Below are 22,472 nucleotides of genomic sequence, written 5' to 3' on the forward strand. Positions count from 1 at the left end.
CTCAAAACCTGTTCCCAGTTAAGAGTTCCCAGTTAAGAGTTCCCAGTTAAGAGTTAAGAGTTAAGAGTTAAGAGTTAAGAGTTAAGAGTTCCCAGTTAAGAGTTAAGAGTTCCCCGTTCCCTCTTAAACAATTTCATTTAGGGTTTGTAACAGTTGATCTATTTCTTCAACTGTGTTATAATGGGCTAATCCTATCCGCAATAATCCACCAGATGTTTCTACATCTAATTTTTCCGTGAGGTTAATTGCATAAAAATTTCCGTACCAAACAAATATTCCCTTTTCTCCTAATATTTGGGCTATGGTTGCGGGTGTTTTTCCTGCTATGCGAATAGATACTGTTGGTGTCCGCCATTTAAATTGGCTGGGTTCTGTAATACCATATAAGCTTAAACCAGGGATTTTTAATAAACCTGAAATTAGCTTTTTACTTAATTCTCTTTCATATTCTTGAATGGCTGACATTGCTGCTATTAAAGCTGCTCGCCGACTATGATAAGCTGATACTAATTCATGATTTTTTTGTTCTGGTGCGGTCAAAAATCGAGGACAATGGAAGGTAGTTAAACCTTCTCTGTCGGCTTCTATTAAGGAAGAAAGTAATTCATTATCTAAGTTTGGGGAAACATGACAACCTAATTTGGCTAAATAATTAATCGCTGCTACTAACCCCGCTAAACCTTCATGATTTAAAGTTCCTGTTTCCCATTTTGAGGGAATTTCTTCTGTTGCTGGTTTAACTTTATAAGGAGAAAATCTGGTTAAATGTTCTCTTTTTCCGTAGACAATTCCTACATGAGGCGCGAAGAATTTGTAAGCAGAACAGGCTAGAAAATCACAATCTAAATGATGAACATTAATCAGTCCATGGGGCGCGTAATGGACAGCATCAACATATACTAAAGCCCCGACATTGTGGGCTATTTTGACTATTTTACTAATATCATTAATTGTCCCCACGGCGTTAGAAGCATAGGTAACTGCTACTAATTTGGTGCGGGAATTTATCTTTTTTTCTAAATCATGCCAATCTAAAGTACAGTCAGAAGTATTAATATCAACAGCACGAATAATTACACCTTTCTCTGCTAAAGCATACCAAGGAGAAATATTCGCAGCATGATCTAAGTCTGTAACGATAATTTCATCACCAGCTTGTAATTCTCTACCAATAGCGCGACTCACAGAGAAGGTGAGAGTGGTCATATTTGCGCCAAATACTATTTCATCATTATCGCATCCTAAGAAGTCAGCGATCGCTGCTCTGGCCGAAGTAATTAAAGCATCTGTTCGCAAACTAGTAGCAAAAGTACCATGAACATTCGCATTTGATCTAACTAAATAATCACTAATTGCGTCTAAAACCCCACCAGGAACTTGTGTTCCTCCTGGTCCATCAAAGAAAATTGCTGGCTTTTTGTTGATTGTTTGTGTCAGTGCGGGAAACTGAGAACGAATCCATTTTATATCTAGAGATTCCATAATTTTTTCCCTTTTTATGATTTTTGTTCCGCGTAAAGCTACAAGATGTGAGTATAGCAATTCTCGGTGGGTTGTGAATGGATTTTTTTTGAACGAACCACAGAGGACACAGAGGACACAGAGGTAGAGAAGAAAGAGGTATTCACGTCTGATTTAGGATTGCTATATATTAGCTTATATTTTACTCTAATATTTTACTCTAATATTTTACTCTAATATTTATTTTTTTCTATGGGAAAAGCAACATTGGTTAAAATATTAATTGGGTTGATGTTTTTGAGTAGTTCCATTTGTTGTTGATTTTTGACTAATAATGCACCTGCAAAACCTAGAGAATTTATGGAAATTTCTGCAAATTCTTCTTGTTTTCGCGGCACAATTAACATCCATTTTCGTGTAATTAAAAGATTGTATGCTCCCGATTGTAGATGATTTTCTAGAGGTTTAATTCCCGTTTTATGTAGTAAATTATGATATTTTTCTAAGGTTACTTCTGCACTTTCTCCCATTTTAAGAGTAGTAAAAGCGTGTAAAAATGGAAATTCTGGAATAGTTCCCAGATCATTTTCTAATTTTGCTGTTTTTAAAAGTGGGGAAATAGGAATATCTGTTTCTGAAAAAGGGACAATTTGTAAATGTTTATGTCGTTGACTCGCACCAGCTAGTTTACCACCATTGTAAAATACTAAACCTTCAAATTCTCCTAAACAAGTCCACATTGCTGTAAAATCTTCTAGGGTGAGTAAGGTTTCTTGTTCTTCAAAAATGCGGGTGATAATTAACAAATGATTATCCACAACATTGAACTTATTTAAAATACAAACATGAGTAGAAGAAATATCTGCTACAAATAAATCTTCTTCATAAGGTAAGAAAGGATTAAACTCTTTACCAGTCTTAGAGATTTGTTGTTTTTGTTTTTCTTTATCGGCTTTTTTGCGGTTGAGATTTGCTAAAATTCTGACTATAAATTGTACTCCATCTTGTTCAATAATTTCCAATTCCGTGGGAATAGATTTTAAAGCTCCAGATTTTAAAGCCTGTTCTGTTGTAGTTTTGATGCTTGTCCATAATGTACCGGGTTCAAGGAGGATTTTTAGCTGATTCATATTTTATATCATCAATTACTCAATTTATAAACCAAATCTGATTTCTCTATATTATACAGGACTTACGCAAAATATCTCTCAAATCCTCATTTCTCCGTGACCTCTGTGCCTGGAGTGGTTCGTTATTCCATGAATCTTGCGTAAGTCCTATTATAATTGAAATCAGCAAATTATCACCATTCTAGAGGTGAATCATGGTTCAAGCATTAACCAAATTCGTAAGCTTTGAGGAATTTATCCAATTTTATCCAGAAACAGGATCACGTTATGAATTACATAATGGAGAAATTGTAGAAATGAACCCACCAGTAGGAGATCATGAATTTGTAATTGGTTTTTTAGTTCGTAAGATATCAGGAGAATTAGATAGATTCAATCTTTCTTACCTCATACCTAAAACAACATTCATCAAAGCAGCAAAATCTGAATCTGCCTATTTGTCTGATATTTTGTTACTAAATCCTGCTAACTTACCTAATGAACCTTTGTGGAAAAAAGAATCAACCGTTACTCAAGCTGCTTCAGTTCCTTTAGTGATAGAAATTGTTAGCAGTAATTGGCAAACCGATTATACTCATAAAACTAACGATTATGAATCAATGGGTATTCCTGAATATTGGATAGTTGATTATGGTGCTTTCGGTGGTAAAAGATTTATTGGTAATCCTAAACAACCAACTATTTCTATTTATTCTTTAGTTGATGATGAATACATAGTTAATCAATTTAGATGTGATGATTTAATTATATCGCCATTATTTCCAGAACTCAAATTAACACTTTCACAAATTTTACAAAATATATAAATACCGTAAGCATCAGATCCCCGACTTTTCAAAGAAGTTGGGGATCTGATCTAAATCTAAGAACAATATAAAGTATCTCTTGTCTGCCTACCCGTTGTGGGATTAGTACCTTTAGCTACTTTACATAATTTATTTTGTTCATCTCGACGCAGTAGGACATCTGTAAAATCAGCACCATCAATTATAGCACCATCAAATTTAGCATTAGCGGCAAATGCACCTTCTAGAATGGCGTTGGTTAAATTGGTTTTGATCAGACGTGCGGAGTCTAATGTAGTATTAGTTAGGTTGGCTTCCTGCAAATTTGCTGATTCTAAATTAGCAGCAAAAAAACTTACACCTGTTAAATTAGAGTTACTAAAATTACTGTAGCGCAGATTGGCTTTAGTAAAACTAGAGTCTCTTAAATCACGTCCAGAAAAATCAGCACTGGTGAGAATTTCTTTGTTATATTCCAGTGCTACAGCAGCAGGAACAAAACCTAATAAGGTTGTGATGGTAATGATTGCCAAAAGTAATAAACTGAGTATACTTGTCCAACTACGATTTTGAGTATTCATGGTATTGTTATTTAATGGTTAATCCTTCTCCATTTAATTATGCAGATATTGGTAACATAGGTGAAGACCTAGTAGCCAAATGGTTACAATCTACGGGTTGGGAAATTTTGCACCGTCGCTTTTGGTGTCGCTGGGGAGAAATTGATATTATTGCCCAATATCAAGACACAACAGTGGCATTTATAGAAGTTAAAACCCGGAGTTCCGGTAATTGGGATGAGTTGGGTAAAAACGCCATTACTCCCAAAAAACAAGCAAAACTCTGGCAAACGGCGGAAATATTTTTAAGTGAATATCCTGAAAAAGCTGATTATTATTGTCGCTTTGATATAGCCCTTGTCCATTATCAACCTACATCAAAAAAGCTGATAAAAAGGGCAGTTATTGAAGAAGTCTCTCTGGCTAGTTTATCGGTATCTGGATATGATTTTCAGCTGCAAGAATACATTCTGGCAGCTTTTGACCAATAAATAATATGAGACCAGAATTATTTTCCATTCTGTGATAATACACAAACAATTTTGAATTTTCAGTTTTAAATTGTTTAAGCCAGTGTTTCTGGACAGTAGCCTAAACCACGCACAAACTGTTGTCTAAATGCTTCAATTTCTTCTCTTTCAGGATTTCCATGGGAAACAATTGCTACTTGATAACGACCCATTACGTCTACAGGGGCTTGTCCGGATTCTAAACTCCACAGTGCCATTTGTACTCTCATTGGTGGTTGGTAGTTAATGCCTAATTCATTCAAAAATGCCCGAAAATCACCATCTTCCTGGGGTGAAAGCACTTCTCTAAATTTGATTCTGACTACCCAACCATTAATTTGATGAATTATACTAACAAAGGAAACAGGGGTTTCTTTTCTAGCGTGGAGGTGTTGAACGATTCTCAGTGTGAGACTGGCATTGGCCAAGCAATACAGGTATTCGCTCATGGTGTTAAGGATCAAAGCTAATTTTACCTCTCTATCTTCCCTAATCCAGCCCAGTTCCCGGTAGGGTAAAAGCCCCCGTTTTTCTATGGGGAGATTTACCCATTAATTCCCTTTCATGAAAATCAAGTAACAAATAGTATAAGCAAAATTGCAGAAAATGTCTAGTCTAGAAGTACAGGATGTGAATTTAGATTGTTCGTTATCTAGTTATGACTACGAACTTCCACCAGGGCTAATTGCCCAAAACCCTGCTGTTCCTAGAGATAGTTCCAGGTTATTGGTTGTAAATTCTCTGGAAAATCCTCAAACTATACCAGTTTCTCATCATATTTTCCGTGATTTACCGGAACTGCTGCAACCCGGTGATTTACTGGTAATGAATAATACGAAAGTGATTCCCGCTCGGTTGTACGGCTGTAAGTCTACTGGTGCGGAAGTGGAGGTGTTACTATTGGAAGAACGACAGCATAATTGCTGGTTGGCTTTGGTGAAACCTGGTAAGCGGTTTAAGATAGGCAGTGAAATTATTTTTACAGCGGGAGGAGAGGAAAATCAACAGACATTAAGAGCGACGGTGGTTGAATCAGATCCACAAACCGGGGGGCGATTATTGCAGTTTGATTTGCCGCCAGCAGTGCCTTTAGTCCAGGTATTAGGCAAATTTGGCGAAATTCCCCTGCCACCTTATATCACGGCCTCTACCGCTGCTAATGAACAGTATCAAACGGTGTATGCTCAGGAGGAAGGAGCGATCGCTGCGCCAACAGCAGGGCTACATTTTACACCGGAGTTACTAGAAAGATTGCGGGTTTGTGGCATTAATCAAGCCTTTATTACTCTTCATGTTGGTGTCGGTACTTTTCGCCCAGTAGAAGTAGAAGATGTGACTACTCACGCCATGCACGAAGAATGGATAGAGGTTTCTGCTGATACCGTTGAGCAAATTCGGGCTACTCAGGCTGCGGGAGGACGCATTATTGCGGTGGGGACAACAGTGGTGAGAGCATTGGAAGGAGCGGCGCAATTGGGGGATTTACAGCCATTTATGGGGAAAACGAACTTATTTATTTATCCTGGCTATAAATGGCAAGTTGTGGAGGGTTTAATCACCAATTTTCATTTACCCCGTTCTAGTTTGTTGATGTTGGTTAGTGCTTTAATTGGTAGAGAAAGGTTACTAGATATTTACCAAGAAGCGATCGCCTCTGAATACCGCTTTTATTCTTTTGGGGATGCTATGGTGATTTTACCAGCAGATAAAAAGAAAAGCATAGAATTAGATTAACTATGATTAAGTAGGTTGGCGTTAAAAATTGTCGTTATGACAAGGGAACTCTTAACTGGGAACTCTTAACAGGGAGAAGAAAGGAATATAAAAACAAAAGTGTGGTACAAGTACATTAAAATTGCTGTAAGTATCTGGTTGCTTCAAATTGGTAAGGGAACAGGGAACAGGGAACAGGGAACAGGGAACAGGGAGAAGAAAGGAATATAAAAACAAAAGTGTGGTACAAGTACATTAAAATTGCTGTAAGTATCTGGTTGCTTCAAATTGGTAAACGATTAATATCTTTGTTGCAACCAATTACTACCATTGCAGAACCTTTTTCTAAACGTTTAGTTGGTTCAGGATTAATGATAAATTTACCATCATGACTTACGGCCAACATATTTAAACCATAGCGGTTACGAAGTTGAAGTTCAGCAATAGTTTTCCCATGAAATTCATCAGGAACAATTAACTCCACAATGCTATTATCTGGGTCAAGATCAAATCTTTCTAAAATTCCTGGTTTAGTAAGTGTTCGTGCTAAAGCACAACCGGCTTCATATTCAGGAAATACTACATGATCTGCTCCTACTCGTTGTAATAATTTACAGTGAACTTCACTAGAGGCTTTTGCCACCACGTGAGGTACACCACCTTCTTTCACATTTAAAGTAGTAATAATACTTTCCTGAATATAGTTACCAATGGCTATAATTACGGTATCAAATTCAAAAATTCCGGCTTCTTTTAGGGCTGCTGGTTCAGTTGAATCTAGTTGTAAAGCATGACCGACTATTTGCTCATGTAAAGCCTCAGAAACTCGTTTTTCGTCAACATCTGTGGCTAAAACTTGATAACCTAAATTATGCAATGTTGAACAAACAGAACGACCAAAACGACCTAAGCCAATGACAGCAAATTGGTGGTTGTCTTTACGTAAACTGCGGAGAAATTTTAATGATGAAAGATTCATAATGGGTAATGGGTAATGGGTAATGGGTAATTAGTGATTGGTACACTAAATAAGGAATGAATAATCCCTGTCCATAATGTAGTTGATTTTGATACTACTAAGTAAACAACTTAAATTAGCTATGCAAATAACTAGCAGTGAAATCCAAGCTATGCGGGAATTAATGCCCGATTATACCCCTGGACTGGAAGCAATGGATCATTTAGAAAAGCACAATGGCGACATGGAAACGGCTTTTCAAGATTTATGGCAAGAAAAAAATCGTCAAGTTATCATGGGGGGAGATAAGTCACTTTTACAAATCACCCTTAAAGCCTTGCGAAATGAACTTTGTGGTGATGACGGGTTTCGTGGACAACTCAAAGAATACACCAAAAATCCGGGCAGTTCTCCTTTACTGACAGGTGTGATAGTTTCCTTAGTGGGTTTAGCTTCATCCAGTGGTTTACCTCTTGATCCGGCCATTGCCACTGTTATAGTTTTATATATCCTGAAAATAGGGGTCAATATCTTTTGCGATTACACTGAACCGCCGGCTGCTAGTGGTGGAACTTTACCCCCAGCACCATAATTGATTATATACGGGCGGGTTGTCCCCGTCCTCTGCTGATTGTGTAAATTAATTCTTGGAGGTATAGCACATGGTAATGCAGCGGCCACAAACTAACCCAACTCCTCAAATTCTACCTTTAGAAAATGGCGATCGCTTATCACGCCATGAATTTGAACGTCGTTATACTGAAAGTCTCGATATTAAAAAAGCTGAATTAATCGAAGGAGTAGTTTACGTGGCCTCACCTTTACGCTTTCAACGTCATGCAGAACCCCATGCTAAATTGATGATTTGGTTAGGAAATTATCAAATTTATACCCCCGGAATTAAATTAGGAATAGAACCTACCATCAGATTGGATCAAGATAACGAACCTCAACCCGATGGAGTTTTATTAATTGATGAAAGTTTGGGTGGAAAATCTCGAATTACCGATGATGATTATATTGAAGGCGCACCGGAATTAGTCGCGGAAATTGCCGCCAGCAGTGCAGCTTATGATTTATATGATAAGAAAAAAGCCTATAAACGTAACGGCATTCAGGAATATCTTGTTTGGCAGAGTTTAGAAAATAAATTAGATTGGTTTGGGTTACATGATAGTGAATATATATTACTGCAACCTGATACAGAGGGGATTATTAAAAGTCAAGTTATGCCCGGATTATGGTTATCTGTAACCGCATTATTAGCAGGAGATATGGTTAAGGTTTTAGAAGTATTGCAAACAGGATTAAATTCACCAGAACACACGGAATTTTTACAGCGTTTATCAGGTTTGTGATATAATTTAAGTAGATTTTTAATTTTCAGCCTACAATGTAATCAGAGAGCTAGATTTGAGCTAAAAATATGGAAAAATTAAACATTAAAACAGAAGCCCAGAAATTAATTGACAGATTACCGGATAATTTTACTTGGGATGATTTGATGTATGAGATTTATGTTAGGCAAGTAGTTGAGGCTGGACTTGCTGACAGTCAAGCTGGTAGATTAATTTCTGTACAGGAAGTTAGAGCTAAATTTGGATTACCAGAGTGAAAGTTTATTGGACACAAACAGCCGTAGAGAATCTTTCGGCAATTTATACCTATATTTCCCCAAATTCTCCACAATATGCGGCTAGAGTAATTGACAAATTAACTAGGCGTTCTGAACAAATAGCTAATTTTCCGTTTTCAGGTCGGATTGTACCAGAGTTTGCAACCCAGGAAATCCGTGAAATAATTGAAGGTGCATATCGAATAATTTACTACATCAAATCTGGGGAAATAGAAGTGCTGGCTGTTATTCACGGTTCACAGCAAATAACGCCAAATTTAGAAGCAGAGTAGATATAGAGATAGTTTTGGGCAAAATCTTATTAGACAAAATAATGCTAACAAACTACATTCAAGCAGCCTTAAACCGAGCCAAATATGAACTTTTAGATGATGGTACTTTTTACGCAGAAGTCCCTGAATTACAAGGTTTATATGCCAATGCACCTACAATTGAAAATTGTCGAGAAGAATTAAAACAATCTTTGGAAGAATGGATTGTTTTAGGATTGCAGTTAGGACATAATATACCTGAGTTAGATGGTATTTACCTTGCTTTGAAAAAGGATGTAGCTTGATGCCAAGCTTTGCACCTATTAGTCGCCGGGATTTAATTTATTACCTGAAACAAATTGGCTTTGAGGGTCCATATTCAGGGACAAGACATCAATTTATGGTTAGAGATGATGTGAGGTTAATAATTCCTAATCCCCATGAAGGAGATATTAGCAAAAGCTTATTAGCAAAGATATTAAAACAAGCTCAAATTAACAGAGATGAATGGGAAGTGCTTTAAAAATTTATTATTTTTCTATTTAACGCAAAACCTTTAACCCGTCTGGGAATGAATTCCCAGTCTCATAGCAAAAGTCATCTAAAGATGACTAAATAACCTGAAAATTGTTTAGTAAACTAAAGTTTACTTTGGCTATTAGCCCTGAAATTCATTTCAGGGCGGTTGTGAAAGCAAACAAAACAACCGTATTTATTTTATCACTCTGGTAATCTTTCTAAAATCTCCCTCGCAATATTCGCCCTATATTCATCTTTATATTCAATATATATCTCTAAGGCTTTTTGTAAATTTGTTCTAGCTTCTGTATAATCTTCTTGTGCTTCTGCAAGTAACCCTAATTGTCCATAGGTTGAGGCTTGTGTATATCTATCCCCAAATTCGATTTTGATAGATAAAGCTTGTTGATAATAGTCCCGTGCTTGGGCATATTCCCGCATTTGTTGGGCTACTATTCCCAACTGGTGGTAGGTACCAGCTTGTTCATATCTATCCCCAAATTCGATATAGATAGATAAAGCTTGTTGATAATAGTCCCGTGCTTGGGCATATTCCTGCATTTCTTCGGCTACTATTCCCAAATTGTGGTAGGTACTAGCTTGTGTATATCTATCCCCAAATTCGATATAGATAGATAAAGCTTGTTGATAAAAGTCCCGTGCTTGGGCATATTCCCGCATTTCGTGGGCTACTCTTCCCAACTGGTGGTAGGTACTAGCTTGTTCATATCTATCCCCAAATTCGATAAAGATAGATAAAGCTAGTTGATAAAAGTCCCGTGCTTGGGCATATTCCTGCATTTCTTGGGCTACATATCCCAACTGGTGGTAGGTACTAGCTTGTTCATATCTAGCCCCAAATTCGATAAAGATAGATAAAGCTTGTTGATAATAGTCCCGTGCTTGGGCATATTCCCGCATTTTTTGGGCTACATATCCCAACTGGTGGTAGGTATTAGCTTTCCAAAGTTGTTTTTGTCTTTCTTCTCCACTCTCTAGGGCATCATAAATTTGTAAGATCTTTTCATAAGATTTTTGAGATTCCTTGTACTGCTGGGCTTGAAGTTGACAGTTACCAAGTCTGTCAATTGCCAATGCTATTTGATAACCTAACTCACTCTTGATAAATGCAGTTGAATTATCCAAACGTTGACAAACTGCTTCTGCTAATTTTAGATTGCTAGGATTATCATTAATCAACCTAAAATATTTATCCAAACAGAAATAAATACTAATACTTTCTTGTTTATCTAAACAAATTTGCAACCCATTATATAAATTTTCATATTCCAGCTTACAGGCAAATATCCCCAATTTTTGCTCTTGGGGATCTTTAGATTCCATTAACTGATTATAATAACTAGCTAAACCTAAATAATGGTTTTTAAATCCTGTTTGCAAAGCTTCACAAGTTGCAGCGTCAACAGTTGCTAATTTAGTCTTCAAAAAGTAGGGAAAGACAGGCTGAATTGTTAATAGAGGTGAATCATTATCCATTGGGGATAATAAACCCCAGTTAATTGCTTCTTTTATAGCATCATCAAATTTATCAAACTGGTAATTTTGAAAAGGTTCTAATTTCTGCAATTCATTGATATAATTACGAATAATATCACGAAATATAAACCCACTAAAAGGAGCTAAACAAATCAGCAATTTTTGCGCTTCTGGTGATAAATTACTGTGGGAATATTCCACACATTTTAAAATACTCTTAGTCTTATCCTCACTAGCAACATCTAAATTTACATCCGCTGCTTGCAAACCCTGTAAAATTTTCTGTGGAGTTTGCTTTTGCAAATTTGCTAACACAACTTCCATTGCTAAGGGATAACCAGCTAACAATTTCATTAACTTCTGAAAATCCCCATCTTGGCGAATTTTCTCAATTTTGTCTGGAGGTATATTTATTTCTAAAATCTTCTCAGCCAACTCCGTCCGCGCTTCTTGATCTAATCCTTGCAATTCATAAAGATTGAATTTAAAAGTTTGCTGCTGTAACCATTCTTCCCGACTGCGTGAACCCAAAACTACTAAAGTTTTACCACCAACCAACCGCCCAATAAAATCGCGGATTTGATGCCGTTCTGTTTGTGGTAATGTATTTTGTATCGCTAATTGTTGTCCTGTAACTGATTCTAAATTATCTAAAATCACAGCGTATTTTTCAGACCGCAATTTGGCAACTAATTTCTCTATTTGCGCCCTTTGACTCATTGCTTGAAAATTAGCTAATTCAAACTTTTTATATACTTGCTGCCCGATAAAAAATAAAATTTGTTCGAGTGTCCAGGCTTTTTCATCGTAGCCAAAATAAAAGGTATTTTTCACAAAGTTGGTTTTTTGCCACCATTCCCGCAGATAATTTAACAGTGTTGTTTTTCCCGTTCCTCCCATGCCCTGCAACAGCAAAACATTGTGTTTTAACAATGCCTTCTCAATTTTGAGAATTTCCAAATCTCGCCCGACAAAGCCATAAGTCGGTAAAGTAAAGCGATATTCACTACTAACACTTTCAAAATATTTCTCTTCTTCTTCTGGTGTAAACTGACGTAAATTAAAATTCACCGACTGGTTATAATAAACCACAGGTAATAACCAATCTTCTAATTTAATATTTTGATAATAGGCTTTCCGTTCCTTATCATTAAACAATTCTCGCCGACTTAATCTAATTGCTTCCGTGATAGGTTTATCAGCAAATAAATGTTTATATAAATGTTCCATCATCAACTTAGCCGCAGTCACAGTGACAGAATAACCCATTGCTACCACCATCTGCATTCCCGCACTCATCAACCGACTACCTAAACTGGTTTCTCTGACCTCTTCTTCTGTATTTTGTAGAGATGTTGTTGTGTTTTGTAGAGACGTTCCATGGAACGTCTCTACATTATTTTGAGGGAGAGGTGATTTCACCTGCTTACCTGACTGACAAGCATTGAGAATACATACAGGAATACCCTTACCAGTCAACAAAGCGGCTAATTCCGACGCTTCCACCAAATCAACCTTCCCCTGACTCTCCCCCTCAAACGCCAAAAACGCCTTCACACCCTCAAAAGGCTGCAAATCATCCCGTCCATAGCGTCCTTTGAACAAATAACGATTAACTGCACTGGGTTCTTGCACCTGCACCTGTTCATGAGTCAATAACGCCCCGTGCATATCCAAATGGATGATGTGATAAAAATTCGCGCCCTTTTCCTCCAAATGCTGGGATAATGCCTGATATGTTCCCGGACGCAGCAACTCTACATTTACCCGTAATTGACCATTTTCGATTAATTCTACCAAAGGTCGGGAAATTGTCCGATAACCTACGTCCTTTTCTTCGTCAGGACGCGCTACCACTACCAGCAAGTTAATAACTGGAGAAGTTGGCAAATTTACAGACCCAACAGCAGGGTTAACGCTTTTCCGCAGCATTACACAATCTACAGCTAAAGGTCGGGGAAGATTAGGTTCTTGCAATGCTTCCCAATGCAATGCTTGAAATTCCGGCGTTTTACTAACTATTTCTATTTGTAAGTGACTGAGATTATTTTTGAGTTGTTGATATTTGCTGTATGCTTTATTATCGTGAAAAACTTGGTCAAACAGCCTTTCACCGTAGGTTTTAACGCTATTTTTTGCCCTTTCGGCTTTGATTTTATCCACCATGGGATAAACCAGCCACTCTTCAAAATACCATTCTAGTTCCCGTTCCTCCTGGGGAGTGAAGGGGTCAGTGATAATAATGTCATATTCACCGTCACCAAAACTGAGACTGGCTGCAAATCCTGTTGCTGTTTGCTGTTGTTCCCGAATGGTAATCACTGACATAAAAATGATATTTCTGAATTGGGTTTTTAAGGGTTTTGTGATGACGTTAATCAATTCTATCTGAGTTCGGTATCAATTGGTAATTATCCAACCAGGAGATTTTCTTCAGGATAATGAATTCTACTAGGACGAGGATCACCTAGTATGGATGACATTAATAGTAAAATACCAACTCGACCAATGTACATGGTGAGAATTAAAATTAATTTTGCTGTGGTAGAAACAGTAGCTGTAATACCTGTAGAAAGTCCCACTGTACCAAAGGCCGATACTACTTCAAAAAGAATCTGAATAAACGGAAATTCAGGGTCAGTAATACTAATTAAAACCGTGGAAACAATCACAGTTGCTAATGAACCAAACACCACACCCACGGCTTTTAAAATTAATGATATGGCAATTTTGCGATTATATAATAATACCTCCTCTTTACCTTGCAAAATTGCCTTTGTACAACTGGTAATCACTCGTAAAGTTGTGGTTTTGATTCCTCCTCCTGTACCTCCAGGACTTGCACCAATAAACATCAGCGCAATCATAATGAACAATCCAGCATTAGTCATTTTGCCAATATCAATACTATTAAAACCAGCGGTTCTGGTGGTAACTGACTGAAACCAAGCGACTAATATTTTTCCGGTTAAATCTAATTTTCCAAAGGTGCTATCATTTCTAATTTCTATCATTAAAAGAGCAATTGTTCCTAACACTAATAATATTAAGGTTGTGCTAGTAGCCACTTTAAAATCTAGGGAAAATATTAAACGACCATTTTTTCTGATAATACGATTACTTTGATAAGTAAAGCTATCTCTTAACCACAAATACATATCCAAAATTACCTGATAACCAATACCTCCAAAAATAATTAATGTGCCAATTGTTAAAATCACTACAGGAGAAGATTGATAACTGATTAAATTGTCTTTAAATAAACTAAAGCCAGCATTATTCCAAGCACTAACACTATGAAAAATTGCTAACCAAGTTCCTTCTTGCCAACCTTTTTCCGGGACAAAAGCTATCATTAGTAGCAATACTCCCGTGATTTCAAATAATAGGGTAGTTGCAATAATGGAACGGATAATTTGAGCGCTTCCACTCATACCTGGACGATCTAAAGCTTGTTGAATTGCTACTTTTTGTCGCAAATCAAATTTTCTGCCTATTAATAACATCAAAAATGTGGTAGTTGTCATATAACCCAAACCCCCAATTTGGGCTAAAAGAGCAATAAACAATTGACCTAAAAAGGAAAAATCAGTCCCAGTGTCTACCACAGCTAAACCTGTCACACAAACTGCGGAAGTTGAAGTAAATAATGCAACAATGGGATCATTCCAATTCCCGTTACCAGTAGAAAAAGGCAAGGTTAAGAGAATTGTTCCCAAGAGAATGACAGCGATAAACCCCAAACAAATTGTCCGAGCAACGGTCATAAATAATTAAAAATCAAGAAAATTTGTGTATTTAGGTTATTTTTAAGATTCGCAAGGTAGAATTGATCAGTTATTCCCAAGCGAAATAATAGCCTATCTAATTAAAAACATAGATGGTAGCATATCAATAAGTTTTTTCTTTTCAGTTTCTTATGTTATCTTTATTTATCAAATAATGAGTCAAATACTTTACAAACAAATTCAGGAATTTTACGACGCTTCCTCCGGCTTGTGGGAGCAGATTTGGGGGGAACATATGCACCACGGTTATTATGGTGTAGATGGTAAACAGGTGAAAGAACGCCGTCAAGCACAAATTGATTTAATTGAAGAACTGCTAAAATGGGCAGATGTTCACAGTGCTAAAAATATCCTTGATGTGGGTTGTGGAATTGGTGGTAGTTCTTTATACTTAGCAGATAAATTTGGGGCAAATGCCACGGGAATTACATTGAGTCCTGTACAAGCCGCTAGAGCCATGGAAAGGTCTTTGGCAATGAATTTGAGTCAAAAGACTAGATTCATGGTGGCCAATGCCCAGGAAATGCCCTTTGATGACGATTCTTTTGATTTGGTCTGGTCACTGGAAAGCGGTGAACATATGCCAGATAAAACTAAGTTTTTGCAAGAGTGCTATCGCGTGTTAAAACCCGGTGGGACTTTGATTATGGTGACATGGTGTCATCGGAATACGGATAAGTCAGCACTGACAGCGGATGAACAAAAGCACCTAGAGGACATTTATAGGGTCTATTGTTTACCTTATGTAATGTCTTTAGCGGAGTATGAGGCGATCGCTTGGCAATTACCATTAACTAATATTCGCACTGCTGATTGGTCAACCGCAGTTGCACCTTTTTGGAATGTAGTAATTGATTCGGCCTTCACACCCCAAGCATTTATAGGTTTATTAATGGCGGGTTGGAGTACAATTCAAGGAGCATTATCTTTAGGGTTAATGCGTCGAGGTTATGAAACTGGGTTAGTTCGCTTTGGTTTATTACGCGGGACAAAGTAAGTCCAATTCTTTAAGATGGTGCAAATAAAAAAGAGCAAAAAATGAATCAATTTTATCAACAAAGTTCTGCTGTTTCTCCAAAAAGTTGGTTTTATTCTTTTTGGAAATTTTCCCGTCCTCATACAATTATGGGAACAAGTTTGAGTGTTTTGGGTTTATATTTAATTACCCTGGGTGTTACTTCTACAAGTTTTTCTAGTTTGCATATTGGGCAAATTTTAGCAACATGGATTGCTTGTATAAGTGGTAATATTTATATTGTTGGTTTGAATCAATTGGAGGATATTGATATTGATAAAATCAATAAACCTGATTTACCTTTAGCTGCGGGAGAATTTACGAAAGGACAAGGACAATTAATTGTTATTATTACTGGTATTTTGGCTTTGGCTGTGGCATGGCTAACTGGACCATTTTTAATGGGAATGGTAACAATAAGTTTAGCAATTGGTACAGCTTATTCTTTACCACCAATTCGGTTAAAACAGTTTCCTTTTTGGGCTGCTTTATGTATTTTTTCCGTGCGGGGAACGATTGTTAATTTAGGTTTGTTTTTGCATTTTAGCTGGGTATTGCAAAGAAGCCAAGGTATTCCTAGTGCAGTTTGGGCTTTAACGATTTTTATCTTAGTATTTACATTTGCGATCGCAATTTTTAAAGATATTCCTGATATGGAAGGAGATAGGGTTTATAATATCACAACTTTTACCCTCCAACTCGGACAACAAAAAGTATTTAATCTGGCTCTTTGGGTATTAACTATCTGTTATGGAGGCATGATTTTAGTAGGATTATTTCAGCTTGCGGAAGTTAATACTATTTTTGTTGTAATTACCCATACAATAACTTTAATTGTCTTATGGTGGAAAGGTGCAGGAGTTGATTTACAAGACAAAAAAGCCATTACTAATTTCTATCAATTTATCTGGAAATTGTTTTTCATTGAATATATACTTTTTCCCGTCTCTTGTTTATTAGCTTAAAATTTAGCTTAAAATCATGTTAGAAACATTTTCTATTTCATCTAATTCATCTAATATTTTTGCAATTTTTGTAGTCATTGTTGGTCTGGCTATTCTTGGTTATTTGAGTATCAAAACATTGATTACCTCTAATTTATTTCAGCAAGGTATCAATTTTTATCAAGCCAAAGATTTTGAAAATGCCGAAATAGCTTTGAGAAAAGTTATTGCTATCAATTCTACCAATGACATGGTACGTTTGTTGTTAGGAGATATTTTAAATCAAAAGGGACAAATTGCCGCAGCCAAAGCGTTATTTTGTGAAGTAATTGATAGCAGTCCTAAAAATCCTGATGCTTATTTACGTTTAGCAAATATTCTCATGCAGGAACAACAGGAAGCAGAAGCAAAAGCTAATTTAGTCACAGCAAAAGAGTTATTGCAAAAACAACGTCAACCAGAAAGAGCGAAAAAGGTTAGTGTTTTGTTAGATAAAATGATGGCTAAAAATATCTGATAGCAAAGCGTGGCGTAGCCATACTATGATTTTTAGGATTATTACAGTTGATTTGATTTATACAGGACTTACGCAAAATATCTCTCAAATCCTCATTTCTCCGTGACCTCTGTGCCTCTGTGGTTCGTTATTCCATGAATCTTGCGTAAGTCCTATTATACTATGATTTGAGCTTGAAATTTCGTCAGGAGAAATATCAAAATGCTTCAGTCTATTGCGGCCAAGGATGTGACGCTACGGGAATTAAAGCAAAATTTTGGCATTCAAATCGTTGAAGATACTACTTTTTTTCCTGAGTGGTTAGATGGGCTTGAGGCTTTGAACAAAGAAGACCAACATTTATTAGATCGGGTGAAAGCTAATTTTTTAGAATTGATGGATGATCCCCCAATGCTAGAAAATACAGTGAAGATGGTCGTACTTGCGCCCTTGTTAGATTTAGCTGGTTTTTATCATAAACCGTTTAGGATTGAAACAGAAACGGGTGTAGCCTTAGAAATGGAGGATGAAGGAACGATTATTCGGGGGCGGATTGATGTTTTGGTGTTAAAAAATCGGTTTTGGTTGTTGGTAATTGAATCAAAACGGAGTGATTTTGCGGTGACACGCGCAATTCCTCAAGCTTTGGCTTATATGTTGGGTAATGAGGAAACTGTGCTACCAACCTTTGGTATGATTACCAATGGTAATGAGTTTTTATTTTTAAAGGTATTGGAACATAAATATGCTAATTCACGGCTGTTTTCTTTGGTAAATCCTGATAATGAGCTTTATAGTGTGTTACAGGTATTAAAACGTTTGGGAACGGAGGCGATCGCCTTCAGTGAGACATAGGAATCGCTAATGGTTAAGAATATTTATTGCATCTTTATATCCTATCTTCCGGGATTATATTGGTAAAAAAATTCTTCAGAATCCATTTTTTGTTGGTTTTCATAGATACTCAACCGTTTTGCAACCGCAACTAAAGCATCTAATGGTGATGTGTATTGAATAGTTTGTTTACGCATTGTCTTTTTCAATTATGGATATAAATTTAAAATAACATAACCTCAAAATATAATACAGCAAGTAGCTTTGAGTGAAGTACACTTTGTGCGGGCAAGACTTGTACTGAGATTGGTCGAAGTATGCCCGCACCACAAGAGTTTTATCATTAATATCTGTACTTCAGAATACCGGGAACTGCTGTAATTATAGGAAATGTTGGGTTTCCTGGCGTGAACCCAAACTAATAGCTACAAGCAACTCGAAAACCGTAGTCATAGCATCTGTAGTATGCGTTGTTGCCGTTGCGACAAGCTGAACGGCAAAGTCCACGAAGGTCGATCCAGGAACCCCCGCGTAATATCTGTTTGTTATTGCTACTAATCCAAGCAATACTATCATTAGGCCAGATAGGCGCGTTTATATAATTTTCATGCCAACCATCTTCACACCACTCCCATACATTACCGTGCATATCATACAAACCAAAAGCATTAGGGGGGAATTTTCCTACTTCTGTGGTTTGTCCATACTTATTACCATGATTGACTAAATCGGTGGTAATGGTATCACCGAAGTAGTAGGGAGTTGTGGTATTAGCCCTACAAGCATACTCCCATTCTGCTTCACTGGGTAAGCGATATAATGTACCTGTAGCTTTACTTAGTCTGGCACAAAATTCCTGTGCGTCATGCCATGATACATTTTCAACTGGAAGATTTGCACCTTGGAAGTGTGAGGGTTTAGACCTTAAATCAATCTTCACCTTGGGTAAATCTGCTACCCTTTCCCATTGGGCTTGAGTAACAGGATATTTACCCATAAAAAAAGGTGGAACTGTAACTTGATGTTGAGGTTTTTCAGAATCATCTCCTTGTCCTTCTGGTGAACCCATGAGGAATTTTCCCCCAGGTATTGCTACCATTTCTAAAACTACTCCTTTTCCTAGATTTTCGTTTTGTGTAGAAGAAATTGCTGGGTTAAATCTTGAAGAAATAGTATTGGGGATAAACCCCTGCAAAGAAATAGAAGAATTTTGTATTTGTGCTGATGTTGAAACTATCTGTTTTTCTAATGATGATAAAACCTCGTATGCTGACTGAAAACGATTAATCGGTAAATCCTGCAACATTTTATCTAAAACTATTTCCAAGTCCTGACTGACAGAAACATATTGTTTCCATGTCCACTGCATTCTCATGGAATCAAATATTAAATCATCACCATCATCTTTTTGAAAATGTCCCGTTAATAAACGAATACAAGTTACAGCTAAACTATAAAGATCACTATTCGGAAAAACCATCCCGCGCATTTGTTCCGGTGGTGCATATCCCGGCGTTCCCGTAATCGTCCCCACTCTACTCAGAACACTTCCCCCAACTTCCTTAGAAACTCCAAAATCAATTAGGAATAAAGCACCAGTTTGAGAACTTTTAATAATATTTTCTGGTTTAATATCTCTATGAATGACTTTATTATCATGGACAAATTGTAAAATAGGTAATAATTCAACTAATATCTGTTTAACTTCCGACTCGCTGAATTTTCCTTTTTGTTGTAATTCATCTAACAGATTTTTACCTTCGATAAATTCCTGAATTAAATATAATCTTCCTTCTTGGGGAAAGAAAGCCAGTAAATCAGGAATATGTGAATGTTTCCCTAAATCTCGCAGTCGAAAAGCTTCTTGTTTAAATAACTCCGTCGCTTTTTCTAAAGCCGCACTTCCCGACTGTTGGGGTAAAAATTGCTTAATTACACAGGGAGTATCTAATCTTTGTTTGTCTACTGCTAAAAAGGTTCTCCCAAAGCCACCTTCACCAATTACCCGCACACTACGATACCGTTCTTGCAATATTAATTTACTTCCACAATGTTGACAAAATATCGTGTCCGGTGGATTTTGCTGTAGACAGTCGGGGTTAAGACATTGACTCATAGATACTCGTTAGGGCTAATCGTTTCAGTATAATTATACAATATTTTCCATTTTTACCCCAAACCTAATTAATTCACCGCAAAATCACTATATTTTCTTCTGGTTGGTGAATGAAATGCTAAAACAATATCTTGTTTTGGTACTCCTAATTCTAATAAATCTTGAGCAATTCTTCTTTCAGTTCCATTGTGTTGTATCCAAATTTTACCATCTTTAATATCAATATGTAGCATGATTCCATGAATGCGTTTTTCTCCATTCCATCCCACAGTCATTAATTGATAATGATTATGTTCTTTATCAATAATTACCTGTAATTCTACATCTCCATAGGATGGTTTATATTGACTATATTCTTTGATAATACTTTCAATATAATGCCCATACTTTTCTAATTTATCCATTGAGATATTACCTCCTTGTCAATATTATAAACAATAATTTTTAAATGATAATCAATCATAGCTATCTGAATTATAATAAAATAACCTTTATTTAAGTAGATGAACGGAAAAAACCGACATAAGTAACGAAAAGTAAAGTTGCCAAAACCTCTTCTCTGTTCCCTGTTCCCTGTTCCCTGTTCCCTTAATTTTTAACGCCAACCTACTTAGGAGTAATTACTAAACATGATTATAAAAATGGGTAAAGTCTATCTTGTTGGTGCTGGACCTGGAGATGTGTCCTATTTAACAGTTAAAGCCTATCGTCTTTTACAAACTGCTCAAGTATTAGTCTATGATGCTTTAGTTGATAGTCAATTATTAGATTGTGTCCCTGGTAATTGTCTAAAAATAGATGTTGGTAAACGCGGTGGTCAACCTAGCACTTCCCAAACTGAAATTAACGATTTACTGGTAAAATATTGTTTAGAAGGTAAACAAGTTATTAGACTAAAATCAGGAGATCCTTTTATATTTGGTCGCTGTCTTTTAGAAATTACAGCTTTAAAAACAGCCGGTTGTGATTTTGAACTCATTCCCGGAATCTCTTCGGCATTAGCAGCGCCATTATTAGCGGGAATTCCCCTCACAGATAACGTTCTTAGTCGTTGTTTTGCAGTCTGTACAGCCCATGAACCAGATACTTTAAACTGGGAAGCATTAGCAAGCTTGGAAACCTTAGTAATTTTGATGGGAGGAAAAAATTTACCAGAAATAATCCATCAAATGATAAAATATGGAAAATCCTATTCTACACCCATTGCTATTATCCGTTGGGCTGGGACACCAAACCAACAAATCTGGACGGGAGAACTGGAAAATATCCTCCAGCAAACCGCTGGTTTATCTCTCTCTCCCGCAGTTATAGTTATTGGTGAAGTTGTCCGATTACGCGATTACTTGTAATCTAACTATAATCTAAAAAAATCTCCTCTTTGCGTCTTTACTCCTTTGCGTCTTTGCGCGAAACCAAAAATTATTAATGCAACAACCGTGAATTACAATCTTTCCCCCCTTGCTGGTAAAACCATCTTAGTTACCCGTTCCGTCGGTCAATCAAATCAATTTAGCGATCGCTTAACCTCCGCAGGTGCTAAAGTAATAGAAATGCCAACTTTGGAAATTGGACCTCCTACTAGTTGGGCAGCTTTAGATCAGGCAATTTTACATTTATCAACTTTCCAATGGCTAATTCTCACTTCTAGTAATGGGGTAGAATACTTTTTTCAAAGATTAGCAAAATCTGGTCAAAATCAAGATGCTTTATCTGGGGTAAAAATTGCTGTTGTCGGTGAAAAAACAGCCCAAAGTTTGCAAAAAGAAAATATACAAGCGGATTTTATTCCTCCTAACTTTGTTGCTGATTCTTTAGTGGAAAACTTTCCTGAATTGCTAACAGGTAAAAGGATATTATTTCCTAGAGTTGAAAGTGGTGGAAGAGAGGTGTTGGTTAAAGAATTAACCGCAAAAGGTGCGGAAGTAATTGAAGTTCCCGCTTATGAATCTTGCTGTCCTCAAAATATCCCAACTGCGGCTGAATATGCGCTGGTTAATAATACCATAGATATCATTACTTTTGCGAGTTCTAAAACTGTTCTGTTTTTCTGCCAATTAACAGCACCTATTTTTACCTACAACCCGGAAATTTTGGCCAGGGTTTCTATAGCTTCCATTGGTCCCCAAACTTCAAAAACTTGTCGTTCTATCTTGGGAAGAGTGGATATTGAAGCGGAAGAATATACTTTAGAAGGTTTAACAAATGCTATTATTAAATATGTAATCAAAGAATAACGAACCACAGAGGCACAGAGATCACA

The 22,472-nt window shown here is 36.7% G+C and carries 25 protein-coding genes; 15 read left to right on the forward strand and 10 right to left on the reverse strand.

The genetic code is table 11. The features are described from left to right. Nucleotides 1-123: 123 nt before the first annotated feature. Nucleotides 124-1,482: a cysteine desulfurase-like protein gene (locus H6G25_RS12385; RefSeq protein ID WP_190392742.1), complete on the reverse strand. Its 1,359-nt coding sequence runs from the start codon at nt 1,480-1,482 to the stop codon at nt 124-126. Between the two features lie 212 nt (nt 1,483-1,694). Beyond that, nucleotides 1,695-2,591 carry a phosphorylase gene (locus tag H6G25_RS12390; protein WP_190392743.1) on the reverse strand — a complete coding sequence of 299 codons (897 nt, stop codon included), beginning with the start codon at nt 2,589-2,591 and terminating at the stop codon, nt 1,695-1,697. Between the two features lie 194 nt (nt 2,592-2,785). Here H6G25_RS12390 and H6G25_RS12395 point away from each other — a divergent pair, with 194 nt between their 5' ends. After that, nucleotides 2,786-3,397, forward strand: a complete 612-nt coding sequence (locus H6G25_RS12395; RefSeq protein WP_190392744.1) for a Uma2 family endonuclease — start codon at nt 2,786-2,788, stop codon at nt 3,395-3,397. 56 nt (nt 3,398-3,453) lie between these two features. Here H6G25_RS12395 and H6G25_RS12400 read toward each other — a convergent pair whose 3' ends face one another. Then, on the reverse strand, nt 3,454-3,957 hold the full coding sequence (locus H6G25_RS12400; RefSeq protein ID WP_190392745.1) for a pentapeptide repeat-containing protein: 504 nt from the start codon (nt 3,955-3,957) through the stop codon (nt 3,454-3,456). A 14-nt stretch (nt 3,958-3,971) separates the two neighbouring features. Between H6G25_RS12400 and H6G25_RS12405 the strand changes: the two genes are divergently transcribed. Further along, the gene (locus tag H6G25_RS12405; RefSeq protein ID WP_028088829.1) at nt 3,972-4,427 is read left to right on the forward strand and encodes a YraN family protein; all 456 of its coding nucleotides are present in this window, start codon (nt 3,972-3,974) and stop codon (nt 4,425-4,427) included. Between the two features lie 74 nt (nt 4,428-4,501). Here the strand turns inward: H6G25_RS12405 and H6G25_RS12410 are convergent, their stop codons facing one another. Then, nucleotides 4,502-4,894, reverse strand: a complete 393-nt coding sequence (locus H6G25_RS12410; protein ID WP_190392746.1) for a hypothetical protein — start codon at nt 4,892-4,894, stop codon at nt 4,502-4,504. Between the two features lie 157 nt (nt 4,895-5,051). On the opposite strand from H6G25_RS12410, the gene queA reads away from it, so the two are divergent. Further along, nucleotides 5,052-6,179 carry a tRNA preQ1(34) S-adenosylmethionine ribosyltransferase-isomerase QueA gene (gene queA / locus H6G25_RS12415; protein ID WP_190392747.1) on the forward strand — a complete coding sequence of 376 codons (1,128 nt, stop codon included), beginning with the start codon at nt 5,052-5,054 and terminating at the stop codon, nt 6,177-6,179. A gap of 262 nt (nt 6,180-6,441) precedes the next feature. Here the strand turns inward: queA and H6G25_RS12420 are convergent, their stop codons facing one another. Continuing rightward, nucleotides 6,442-7,137, reverse strand: coding sequence for a TrkA family potassium uptake protein (locus H6G25_RS12420; protein WP_028088832.1), 696 nt, complete (start codon nt 7,135-7,137; stop codon nt 6,442-6,444). A gap of 121 nt (nt 7,138-7,258) precedes the next feature. Here H6G25_RS12420 and H6G25_RS12425 point away from each other — a divergent pair, with 121 nt between their 5' ends. The 6 genes from H6G25_RS12425 to H6G25_RS12450 all read left to right on the forward strand — a co-directional run bounded on the left by H6G25_RS12425 (nt 7,259) and on the right by H6G25_RS12450 (nt 9,526). Beyond that, on the forward strand, nt 7,259-7,708 hold the full coding sequence (locus H6G25_RS12425) for a hypothetical protein (protein WP_028088833.1): 450 nt from the start codon (nt 7,259-7,261) through the stop codon (nt 7,706-7,708). A 70-nt stretch (nt 7,709-7,778) separates the two neighbouring features. Next, nucleotides 7,779-8,474 carry a Uma2 family endonuclease gene (locus tag H6G25_RS12430; RefSeq protein WP_190392748.1) on the forward strand — a complete coding sequence of 232 codons (696 nt, stop codon included), beginning with the start codon at nt 7,779-7,781 and terminating at the stop codon, nt 8,472-8,474. Between the two features lie 68 nt (nt 8,475-8,542). After that, nucleotides 8,543-8,731 (forward strand): hypothetical protein, encoded by a 189-nt coding sequence (locus H6G25_RS12435; protein WP_190392749.1) that lies wholly within the window; start codon nt 8,543-8,545, stop codon nt 8,729-8,731. Further along, nucleotides 8,728-9,024, forward strand: a complete 297-nt coding sequence (locus tag H6G25_RS12440; protein ID WP_190392750.1) for a type II toxin-antitoxin system RelE/ParE family toxin — start codon at nt 8,728-8,730, stop codon at nt 9,022-9,024. The genes H6G25_RS12435 and H6G25_RS12440 overlap by 4 nt, the downstream gene beginning before the upstream one ends. A 41-nt stretch (nt 9,025-9,065) precedes the next feature. Next, complete coding sequence (locus H6G25_RS12445) at nt 9,066-9,308, forward strand: type II toxin-antitoxin system HicB family antitoxin (protein ID WP_190392751.1); 243 nt, start codon at nt 9,066-9,068, stop codon at nt 9,306-9,308. Next, the gene (locus H6G25_RS12450; protein WP_190392752.1) at nt 9,308-9,526 is read left to right on the forward strand and encodes a type II toxin-antitoxin system HicA family toxin; all 219 of its coding nucleotides are present in this window, start codon (nt 9,308-9,310) and stop codon (nt 9,524-9,526) included. The genes H6G25_RS12445 and H6G25_RS12450 overlap by 1 nt, the downstream gene beginning before the upstream one ends. Before the next feature lie 197 nt (nt 9,527-9,723). On the opposite strand, the gene H6G25_RS12455 is transcribed toward H6G25_RS12450, so the two are convergent. Together H6G25_RS12455 and H6G25_RS12460 are read right to left on the reverse strand one after the other, a co-directional pair. After that, nucleotides 9,724-13,347, reverse strand: coding sequence for a tetratricopeptide repeat protein (locus H6G25_RS12455; RefSeq protein WP_190392753.1), 3,624 nt, complete (start codon nt 13,345-13,347; stop codon nt 9,724-9,726). An 83-nt stretch (nt 13,348-13,430) separates the two neighbouring features. Beyond that, a complete protein-coding gene (locus H6G25_RS12460) occupies nt 13,431-14,786 on the reverse strand; it encodes a TrkH family potassium uptake protein (RefSeq protein WP_190392754.1) in 1,356 nt (451 codons plus the stop codon). Between the two features lie 175 nt (nt 14,787-14,961). On the opposite strand from H6G25_RS12460, the gene H6G25_RS12465 reads away from it, so the two are divergent. From H6G25_RS12465 to H6G25_RS12480, 4 genes are all read left to right on the forward strand, one after another. Next, complete coding sequence (locus H6G25_RS12465; protein ID WP_190392755.1) at nt 14,962-15,804, forward strand: methyltransferase domain-containing protein; 843 nt, start codon at nt 14,962-14,964, stop codon at nt 15,802-15,804. Between the two features lie 41 nt (nt 15,805-15,845). Further along, nucleotides 15,846-16,787, forward strand: a complete 942-nt coding sequence (locus tag H6G25_RS12470) for a homogentisate phytyltransferase (RefSeq protein ID WP_190392756.1) — start codon at nt 15,846-15,848, stop codon at nt 16,785-16,787. A gap of 16 nt (nt 16,788-16,803) precedes the next feature. Then, nucleotides 16,804-17,283, forward strand: a complete 480-nt coding sequence (locus H6G25_RS12475; RefSeq protein WP_190392757.1) for a tetratricopeptide repeat protein — start codon at nt 16,804-16,806, stop codon at nt 17,281-17,283. Between the two features lie 201 nt (nt 17,284-17,484). Continuing rightward, nucleotides 17,485-18,117, forward strand: coding sequence for a type I restriction enzyme HsdR N-terminal domain-containing protein (locus tag H6G25_RS12480; RefSeq protein ID WP_190392758.1), 633 nt, complete (start codon nt 17,485-17,487; stop codon nt 18,115-18,117). A gap of 41 nt (nt 18,118-18,158) precedes the next feature. Here H6G25_RS12480 and H6G25_RS21530 read toward each other — a convergent pair whose 3' ends face one another. The 3 genes from H6G25_RS21530 to H6G25_RS12490 form a co-directional block, all read right to left on the reverse strand. After that, on the reverse strand, nt 18,159-18,293 hold the full coding sequence (locus H6G25_RS21530) for a hypothetical protein (RefSeq protein ID WP_255501492.1): 135 nt from the start codon (nt 18,291-18,293) through the stop codon (nt 18,159-18,161). Nucleotides 18,294-18,514: 221 nt separating this feature from the next. After that, on the reverse strand, nt 18,515-20,212 hold the full coding sequence (locus tag H6G25_RS12485) for an SUMF1/EgtB/PvdO family nonheme iron enzyme (RefSeq protein ID WP_190392759.1): 1,698 nt from the start codon (nt 20,210-20,212) through the stop codon (nt 18,515-18,517). 68 nt (nt 20,213-20,280) lie between these two features. Beyond that, nucleotides 20,281-20,616: a XisI protein gene (locus tag H6G25_RS12490; RefSeq protein WP_190392760.1), complete on the reverse strand. Its 336-nt coding sequence runs from the start codon at nt 20,614-20,616 to the stop codon at nt 20,281-20,283. A gap of 225 nt (nt 20,617-20,841) precedes the next feature. Between H6G25_RS12490 and cobA the strand changes: the two genes are divergently transcribed. Next, nucleotides 20,842-21,561, forward strand: coding sequence for a uroporphyrinogen-III C-methyltransferase (gene cobA / locus H6G25_RS21645; RefSeq protein WP_190392761.1), 720 nt, complete (start codon nt 20,842-20,844; stop codon nt 21,559-21,561). A gap of 87 nt (nt 21,562-21,648) precedes the next feature. Continuing rightward, entirely contained in the window at nt 21,649-22,446 is a 798-nt protein-coding gene (locus H6G25_RS21650) for a uroporphyrinogen-III synthase (protein WP_190392762.1), read from the forward strand. Nucleotides 22,447-22,472: the final 26 nt, after the last annotated feature.

The sequence above is a fragment of the Dolichospermum sp. FACHB-1091 genome (genome assembly GCF_014697585.1).
Taxonomy (GTDB): Bacteria; Cyanobacteriota; Cyanobacteriia; order Cyanobacteriales; family Nostocaceae; genus Dolichospermum.

Bases quoted from the DNA above. Each gene is read 5' to 3' on its own strand.
- H6G25_RS12435 (WP_190392749.1), top strand. From the start codon at position 8,543: ATGGAAAAATTAAACATTAAAACAGAAGCCCAGAAATTAATTGACAGA.
- H6G25_RS12470 (WP_190392756.1), top strand. From the start codon at position 15,846: ATGAATCAATTTTATCAACAAAGTTCTGCTGTTTCTCCAAAAAGTTGG.
- H6G25_RS12395 (WP_190392744.1), top strand. From the start codon at position 2,786: ATGGTTCAAGCATTAACCAAATTCGTAAGCTTTGAGGAATTTATCCAA.
- cobA (WP_190392761.1), top strand. From the start codon at position 20,842: ATGATTATAAAAATGGGTAAAGTCTATCTTGTTGGTGCTGGACCTGGA.
- H6G25_RS12485 (WP_190392759.1), bottom strand. From the start codon at position 20,212: ATGAGTCAATGTCTTAACCCCGACTGTCTACAGCAAAATCCACCGGAC.
- H6G25_RS12460 (WP_190392754.1), bottom strand. From the start codon at position 14,786: ATGACCGTTGCTCGGACAATTTGTTTGGGGTTTATCGCTGTCATTCTC.
- H6G25_RS12480 (WP_190392758.1), top strand. From the start codon at position 17,485: ATGCTTCAGTCTATTGCGGCCAAGGATGTGACGCTACGGGAATTAAAG.
- H6G25_RS12475 (WP_190392757.1), top strand. From the start codon at position 16,804: ATGTTAGAAACATTTTCTATTTCATCTAATTCATCTAATATTTTTGCA.
- H6G25_RS12400 (WP_190392745.1), bottom strand. From the start codon at position 3,957: ATGAATACTCAAAATCGTAGTTGGACAAGTATACTCAGTTTATTACTT.
- H6G25_RS12405 (WP_028088829.1), top strand. From the start codon at position 3,972: ATGGTTAATCCTTCTCCATTTAATTATGCAGATATTGGTAACATAGGT.
- H6G25_RS12490 (WP_190392760.1), bottom strand. From the start codon at position 20,616: ATGGATAAATTAGAAAAGTATGGGCATTATATTGAAAGTATTATCAAA.
- H6G25_RS12450 (WP_190392752.1), top strand. From the start codon at position 9,308: ATGCCAAGCTTTGCACCTATTAGTCGCCGGGATTTAATTTATTACCTG.
- queA (WP_190392747.1), top strand. From the start codon at position 5,052: ATGTCTAGTCTAGAAGTACAGGATGTGAATTTAGATTGTTCGTTATCT.
- H6G25_RS12385 (WP_190392742.1), bottom strand. From the start codon at position 1,482: ATGGAATCTCTAGATATAAAATGGATTCGTTCTCAGTTTCCCGCACTG.
- H6G25_RS12465 (WP_190392755.1), top strand. From the start codon at position 14,962: ATGAGTCAAATACTTTACAAACAAATTCAGGAATTTTACGACGCTTCC.
- H6G25_RS21530 (WP_255501492.1), bottom strand. From the start codon at position 18,293: ATGCGTAAACAAACTATTCAATACACATCACCATTAGATGCTTTAGTT.
- H6G25_RS12455 (WP_190392753.1), bottom strand. From the start codon at position 13,347: ATGTCAGTGATTACCATTCGGGAACAACAGCAAACAGCAACAGGATTT.
- H6G25_RS12390 (WP_190392743.1), bottom strand. From the start codon at position 2,591: ATGAATCAGCTAAAAATCCTCCTTGAACCCGGTACATTATGGACAAGC.
- H6G25_RS12420 (WP_028088832.1), bottom strand. From the start codon at position 7,137: ATGAATCTTTCATCATTAAAATTTCTCCGCAGTTTACGTAAAGACAAC.
- H6G25_RS12445 (WP_190392751.1), top strand. From the start codon at position 9,066: ATGCTAACAAACTACATTCAAGCAGCCTTAAACCGAGCCAAATATGAA.
- H6G25_RS12410 (WP_190392746.1), bottom strand. From the start codon at position 4,894: ATGAGCGAATACCTGTATTGCTTGGCCAATGCCAGTCTCACACTGAGA.
- H6G25_RS12425 (WP_028088833.1), top strand. From the start codon at position 7,259: ATGCAAATAACTAGCAGTGAAATCCAAGCTATGCGGGAATTAATGCCC.
- H6G25_RS12430 (WP_190392748.1), top strand. From the start codon at position 7,779: ATGGTAATGCAGCGGCCACAAACTAACCCAACTCCTCAAATTCTACCT.